The organism is Arthrobacter sp. Hb9-2 (assembly GCF_059091165.1).
Genome location: NZ_JBNHGJ010000071.1, coordinates 1 through 6,320 on the forward strand (window position 1 = coordinate 1; position 6,320 = coordinate 6,320).

Here is a 6,320-nt window from a genome sequence, read left to right on the forward strand (position 1 = left end):
GCATTTGTGAACTCATTCCTACATCCTCCCTTGCCGCTCGCCCTCATGTCGTGATCAGCGCACGAAGGCGCAATCGAGATGTGCCCGTTAGCCGGTCAATTACCGTGCCGAGGAAGCGCACCGCCACGTTCCGTGCAGTTACTGGTCGAGGCCATGTACGTAAGACCCGCACGATCAAATGCACGGTGATGGGGGGATTACTGCAACCATGCCCTCATGACTGGAATGAAGATCGGTTATGCCCGGGTCTCGACAAACGACCAGGACCTTACCGCGCAACGCAATGCCCTCCTTGCCTTGTGTGTAGAGGAGGCCCAGATCTTCGTTTAACCCCCGAAGTCATCCGTGCGGCGGATGACGCCTACGAGGCACTCCGCACGATCAATCACCTGACAATCACTCAGGTTTACGCTGCTCCCAGGGTTTACAGCGTCTTGGGCAACCTTAAGGGAGTGGGGCACTTGCCGGGATCTCCTTGGAGATCGTGGAGGAGCTCGCGTCTTTGAACTGCTCTTGACTCTGACTCTGAATCGGAAAAGACATGAGCGGTTGCTTGTCGCATGCGCCGCACCTTCGCCGCGTGCCTACGCTGGCCTCCTTGACGACCAGGATCCGCCTCGGGTTCGAGTCCCATAACTCCCCCACCTGACTGCACCACGCCGGATGGAACATCACGCCGGTCCTCGTAGCGTAGACCTGCCCGGGGCCGATTAGGGGGGCGTTGTCGGCCGGGTGGTACCCTCTGCCCGGCTCCTCCTGCACGAGCACACCCATCTCGTCGGCGCGCTTGTAGGCGAGGGCCACGCTCTTCTTCGTCCGCTTCTTCGACATGGTCCTCATATTAGAGGAAGCTGTCCGGCCCAGCTGGAGTGCTGGATGACCCTTGGTGCACCGACGCCAGGAACGCCGGCGCACCGATTCAATGACGAGGCAGAATATTGACCTTCAAGGCCACCGCTCGGCAGCTATTGGTGGCTCACGGCCACACGATCCCGACACCAGCACTGGGTCACACCACGGAGCTCTCCGGGAACCTCAGCTACCGGATGACCACCAAGCAAATTTTCGGAACGCGCCACTCTTAGCCGCTCTGAGGCCAGAGGGAATTGCGGCAAGCCAGTCTCGCAACCCTTGGGTTGCAACACACTCTGACAAGACAGTGCTTCTCCCTCCGTTGCTACTGTCCTTCGCATGTCTTGCTACCTGTCTCATAAGCAGGGGCGCGGAATCGTGACAGAAGCAAGGGTTGCAAGACAGTTCTAGGGGTTGGCGATGGTGAGGAATGGCGTGGGCAAGCTGATTGGCTATGCAAGAGTGTCAACGCGCGCAGGACACCGATCGGCAGATTGCGGACCTGCTCGCCGCCGGTGTTCGTCGTGATGACCTCTACGTCGACCACGGTGTCAGCGGCGCCCACGCCCGACGCCCCCAGTTCGACAAAGCACTCGAGGCGGTCCACGCGGATGACACGCTAATCGTCACGACTCTTGATCGGCTTGGTCGCTCGACGTCGAACATGCTCGCCCTCGCTGACGAACTGAGGGCGCAGAAGGTGAACCTTCGGGTCCTGAACCTCGGTGGCGGGAACGTCGACACTGGCACCCCCATGGGGTCTATGGTCTTCACCGTCATGGCAGCCCTCGCTCATACGTCACGGCACTCTGGCTGTACTTACGCGGAAGGGAGGTCTGCAAACTCCTTTTCACAAGACGAGCACACTGGCTTCTCCGTGTGATCCTGTGTGGGAACAAACCACTGGCCGCAAAGCGCCCTTACCTCCATGCCGTCGACGTATGCCTCTACGAGGCTGCCCTTTGCAACATAATGAGCGCTGTTGTTTGTAGGAGCGACAATAGCCCCCGTTAAAGGCGTTGCTTCCATCGTTCCCAGTTCCACTGCTGCTGTCAGTTGAGATAGTCGGGCCTCAGTGATTTCTACGGAGTAGACCGTCACTTTGCCCTGGACCGTGTGAACAGACCATCTTTCCTTTTGGGGATCCATGAAACCTACAAGCTGCGGGACGACCGCTTGACGAATCGCGTCATCATCCCAGTCGATCAGACGAAGCGCAAGAAGGACCTCGACTGGTGTTTCGAAAGTGGGATCTTCGTCGTAGTTAAGCCGAACCAGCTCAATTTCTATTTTGAGCGGGGAAACGGTTCGGCTGGGAGGAGGAGGTAGTTCAGCGGGATGCTGCGTTTCGGATGAGCTGGCTGCATTCGCAATTGCGTCAATGAGAGTCGTCAGACAATCCATCCGCCAGCGCCGGTTCGCCATCGCGGACATCTCAAGAGCAAGCAAGTCCCGGTCATCTTGCACAGGGTAAAGCGACCTAATTTCCGCTTCGCCTAGTCGTTCAACCTGGTCGTACACATTAGATCTATCCCCTGTACGTTTAAGACCCGCGTGCAGCAACCACCAACACGACTTAACCTCTGGCTGCGTCACCAGTCCCCGCCATTGTTCGGAACGGACTTCTTTCCAGATGCTATTTAAACGTGCCCGAACAGAATGTTTGAATATGGTGAGGTTGGCGCCGGAATCCTCGTTGGTGGTAAGGGATTTTCCTGCCATGACTGCAGGGTGCCTCAGCGAGGACAAGGGTATGACACTCTTGAAATCACTCCTCGCGATCGAGCGACATTGCTCAGGATCATCCCAGTCGTCCGGATTGCTTAGGCATTCACGTAGGACGCGTAGGGTGGGTCGACAACCGTCACTATCTGATGGAGACATGCCGCAACTTTAGTGGTTCTTACTATTGTTGGGAACTACTCCGACGACGCGTTTCTTGAGTATAAAGGTCCACTTTGGCCACGTGAGGTAGAACTGAGAGTCCCGTCCTCCGCTAAGGCCTTAGAAACCGAACTTAGCTGCGGTTTCGTCGCTGACTTTGGCTGCATCGCGAACTAACTGATCGTTGGCTTGCTGAGTGTGAGCAAGATCGATAGCAAATTGACGGCTTGCGAGTTCACGGTTGGTGCGAAAAGCACGGATATCGCGCATCTTGATCTTTCTGTGGGTTCCGACCCGAGGCTGCTCGGGTATCACGCCGGTATCGAGGAGTCTGTAAAGATATGGCCGGCTTATGCCCAAAAGTTTGCTGGCCTCCTGGGGCGAGATCTCGGCATCGCCATCTTCGGTGACGGTTACAACCCCGCCCCGCTCCAAAGCAGACAACATCTCCAACAACGCCGTCGCAGTGCGGTTGCCTTGAAGATGAGACAAGCTTTCGCGCACCTCAACGAGTTCTTGAGAACTTAGTTTCGAAGCTTCGAGCGTGTGCATGAGATCACCTGAACCGAATGGGCCATAACTGGCATATGTGTAATAACTGCTCTAACTGTAACCAGAAACGAGGAGTTACGCAACCCTCCATCCGACCATCCTCCTAGTGCTCCCTAATGGAGGGTGCGCCTGGGTGCGCCCTGCCTAAGCCGATGTTCCCCAAGGAGGCTTAATACACCTTCTACTCTGGTTCATAAAGCTCTCGCAACATAAGGTCGGGGTCATAGCCAGTGCCTCGAGGGCGCTGCAGGGGGAGGTGTCTCATGTCAGAAACCAGAGAAGATGTAAATGCGCGCGTAGGAAAGGCTGCGGGCCTAGCGGTCGCTGGTGCCATTGCCGGTATGGCTGCCTACTTCCTAGACGTCCACACCAATGCCAAGGAAAACTTTGTGCTTTGGACGCTAATCGCCGCTGCGGGCAGCTTCTACACTTCCTCGATAGTGACCCTGGTGAAAGCACTGTCTTCCCGAGGCAAACCTACGGGCACCGCACCTATTCTGGGAATTGGAGGGTACGCCCTATATATATTCGTGCACTACACCCTTGTCGTGTTTTCGATGGTACTTGCGGTTGGCCTCAATGACTCCGCGAACGAACTGGGTGGATTCGCCGTGGTCATGGTGCTTTTTGCTCTGATCAACGCACTTGGAGGCTTTATCGGCGGGATCATTTTTGGCTGGATCATCTATGAGGAGATGTCGGAGAAGGGGTGGAACTCGCCAGCGTCCTTCATTGTCGCGGTGCTGGCCGGCCTTGGCGAGGCAGCACTCTGCTACGTAGTCCAGTTCAACCTGGGCGTCTGGCTGCTGAGCAGCTTGTAGCCTCCGACTAGAGCACGGCCCTCGCAGCCTCGTACTTAGGTTTCTCGGTCGCCTATTTGCAATCGGGCCAGACGAAACGCCCAATAACTCGGATGTCGCAGAAAACAACAGCTTTTCAGGACACCACTCCAAGACGCGTATGAGCCGGCGGGATCGGCGGGAACCCGGGCCCCGCTCGTCTCGGAAACGCGTCTCACCGTCTATCGTCTCGCCGAAGGCGCATCGGGGACTTTCCGAGTCAGAATGGCCTGGTGAGGCAACTTGGTTATACACGGGTCAGCACTTCCAGTCAGGATGCCCAACTGCAGCTGGACGCGCTGGTCGCTGCCGGCGTGCAGAAACGCGACGTCTTCGCTGACGTGACTTCGGGTAGCAAGACTGCAATCGAGCGGCCCGGAATGAAAAGGCTCTTGGAGTACGCCGAGGAGGGCGACACCGTCGTGGTGTGGCGGGTCGACCGCTTGGGCCGGTCACTCATCGATGTGCTCAACACCGTGACCCTGCTGCGCGACCGCGGCATCTATGTCCGATCCATCTCGGACGGTATCGACCCGGCGACCTCGACAGGCCGGCTGATGCTGAACATGCTCGCCACCCTCGCCGAGTATGAGCGCGAGCTGATCGTTGAGCGGGTCAACGCCGGGATCGCGGCCGCCAGACAGAACGGAACCCGCTTCGGCCGGCCGGTGTCCGACCCTGCCGTCATCGCGGACAAGCTGGCGATCGCCCAGGACGCCCGCTCGAAGGGCCGTACTGCGGAAGATGCCGCCCGACTCGTGGGCTGGAGCCGCGCAACGCTTTACCGCCACCAGCAGGCCCTCGCTGCGCGCCAGAACAGCACCCCGTAGGTGATCCTGAGAGCGGGTAACGGTTGACACCGTCTCCAGCCTCGCCAATCCAGCGCTTGGGTTAGGGGATCGGGCCTCGCTTCGCTCGGGCTGTAGAAGCGTTTTTCTGTTTTTTGCTGCTGTCCTTCGGATCGTACGTGCCCGCTCCACCGGCTCAACCGTCCTGCGGACGGCTGCGCAGTCGATGGGTTGTGTCGGCGCTTCGCTTATTTCCTCCCACAATCCATCGTCTGCTTGCCCTTCGGGTTGCCCCGGCTCCGTCGGGCACAGCTACGCGTTGCTCCGCCAGCAGGCAAAAAACGCCCGGGGGAGAGGGGAAGCTGGCCGGTCGCCAAGGCCGCCCCACCCACCGGATCCTCAGCAAAGGACGAGAGAAGACATGAATGATCGCATTGCACGCGCAGCCCTGACCCGACTCTTCGAACCCGATGACCGTATCGGTCGGGCCCTCGTGGGCAGGCTTGGCGCGTACGCCGCGTTGCGGCTTGCCACCGGCGCCCAAGCCGCCCACACCCTCCCCGACGTCTCAGTCGAAGAACTGGCGGCCGCGCTGAAGCGCTGGGCGCCCCGCGTGCCTGACCTGGGCCCGGAGAAGGACCTGGCCACCATTGAACGCCTGGGCGGCGGGTTCCTCATCCCGGGGGATGAACACTGGCCTGAAGGCTTGGACGATCTGCCCGACGCCCCGTACGGGCTTTGGTACCGGGGCAACCTCGAAAATGGCATCCCGGCACCTTCCCGGTGCGCAGCCCTGACCGGTTCCCGGGACTCGACCAGCTACGGCGCCTCCGTGACAGGGGATATGGCGTATGGGTTGGCCCAACATGGAATTTGCATTGTCTCGGGTCTTGCCTACGGTATCGATGCGCACGCGCACCGGGCCGCTTTGGCCGGGAGCCAGGGAGATGGACCGGCGACCATCGCGGTACTGGCCGGAGGCCTTGACCGGGACTACCCCTCCGGCAACGCGGACCTCGCGGCCGCGATCCGCAGCAACGGCCTGACCCTCTCAGAGCTCCCACCCGGTTCCGCCCCGACCCGGTACCGATTCCTGCAGAGAAACCGCATTATTGCCGCCCTAGCAGGGGTGACCTGTGTCGTGGAAGCCCGCTGGCGCTCAGGGGCGCTGAACACCGCACACCACGCCGAAACCATTGCCCGGCATGTCGCGGCGGTCCCCGGAAGCGTCCACAGTGCCAATTCGGCAGGATGCCACCGGCTCCTGAAAGAAGGCGGGGCGGTGCTGGTGTCCGATGCGGCCGAACTGGCCGAACTCCTGGCTGTCTAATCCCTGAAGGTGGCCGTCCCGTTGCCGGGGCGGTCACCGCTGGCGGTCCGCCGTCGTGGCCGGCTTGCGCTGGGT

The 6,320-nt window shown here is 59.8% G+C and carries 7 protein-coding genes and 1 pseudogene; 5 read left to right on the forward strand and 3 right to left on the reverse strand.

The genetic code is table 11. The features are described from left to right. The first annotated feature begins 216 nt into the window (after positions 1-216). Positions 217-330, forward strand: a complete 114-nt coding sequence (locus tag AC5RV1_RS21055) for a recombinase family protein (RefSeq protein ID WP_493995905.1) — start codon at positions 217-219, stop codon at positions 328-330. Between the two features lie 114 nt (positions 331-444). On the opposite strand, the gene AC5RV1_RS21060 is transcribed toward AC5RV1_RS21055, so the two are convergent. Continuing rightward, positions 445-831 (reverse strand): hypothetical protein, encoded by a 387-nt coding sequence (locus tag AC5RV1_RS21060; RefSeq protein ID WP_493995906.1) that lies wholly within the window; start codon positions 829-831, stop codon positions 445-447. A gap of 456 nt (positions 832-1,287) precedes the next feature. On the opposite strand from AC5RV1_RS21060, the pseudogene AC5RV1_RS21065 reads away from it, so the two are divergent. Next, a pseudogene (locus AC5RV1_RS21065) lies at positions 1,288-1,645 on the forward strand (recombinase family protein); the annotation flags it as partial. A gap of 26 nt (positions 1,646-1,671) precedes the next feature. On the opposite strand, the gene AC5RV1_RS21070 reads toward AC5RV1_RS21065, so the two are convergent. Both AC5RV1_RS21070 and AC5RV1_RS21075 read right to left on the reverse strand, forming a co-directional pair. Further along, the gene (locus AC5RV1_RS21070; protein ID WP_493995907.1) at positions 1,672-2,574 is read right to left on the reverse strand and encodes a DUF3039 domain-containing protein; all 903 of its coding nucleotides are present in this window, start codon (positions 2,572-2,574) and stop codon (positions 1,672-1,674) included. 282 nt (positions 2,575-2,856) lie between these two features. Beyond that, positions 2,857-3,288 (reverse strand): helix-turn-helix domain-containing protein, encoded by a 432-nt coding sequence (locus AC5RV1_RS21075; protein ID WP_493995908.1) that lies wholly within the window; start codon positions 3,286-3,288, stop codon positions 2,857-2,859. Positions 3,289-3,551: 263 nt separating this feature from the next. Between AC5RV1_RS21075 and AC5RV1_RS21080 the strand changes: the two genes are divergently transcribed. From AC5RV1_RS21080 to dprA, 3 genes are all read left to right on the forward strand, one after another. After that, on the forward strand, positions 3,552-4,109 hold the full coding sequence (locus AC5RV1_RS21080) for a hypothetical protein (RefSeq protein ID WP_493995909.1): 558 nt from the start codon (positions 3,552-3,554) through the stop codon (positions 4,107-4,109). Between the two features lie 251 nt (positions 4,110-4,360). Then, on the forward strand, positions 4,361-4,957 hold the full coding sequence (locus tag AC5RV1_RS21085; protein WP_493995910.1) for a recombinase family protein: 597 nt from the start codon (positions 4,361-4,363) through the stop codon (positions 4,955-4,957). Between the two features lie 379 nt (positions 4,958-5,336). After that, complete coding sequence (gene dprA, locus AC5RV1_RS21090; RefSeq protein ID WP_493995911.1) at positions 5,337-6,245, forward strand: DNA-processing protein DprA; 909 nt, start codon at positions 5,337-5,339, stop codon at positions 6,243-6,245. The last annotated feature ends 75 nt before the right edge of the window (positions 6,246-6,320 follow it).

Bases quoted from the DNA above. Each gene is read 5' to 3' on its own strand.
- AC5RV1_RS21080 (WP_493995909.1), top strand. From the start codon at position 3,552: ATGTCAGAAACCAGAGAAGATGTAAATGCGCGCGTAGGAAAGGCTGCG.
- AC5RV1_RS21060 (WP_493995906.1), bottom strand. From the start codon at position 831: ATGTCGAAGAAGCGGACGAAGAAGAGCGTGGCCCTCGCCTACAAGCGC.
- dprA (WP_493995911.1), top strand. From the start codon at position 5,337: ATGAATGATCGCATTGCACGCGCAGCCCTGACCCGACTCTTCGAACCC.
- AC5RV1_RS21070 (WP_493995907.1), bottom strand. From the start codon at position 2,574: ATGGCAGGAAAATCCCTTACCACCAACGAGGATTCCGGCGCCAACCTC.
- AC5RV1_RS21055 (WP_493995905.1), top strand. From the start codon at position 217: ATGACTGGAATGAAGATCGGTTATGCCCGGGTCTCGACAAACGACCAG.
- AC5RV1_RS21075 (WP_493995908.1), bottom strand. From the start codon at position 3,288: ATGCACACGCTCGAAGCTTCGAAACTAAGTTCTCAAGAACTCGTTGAG.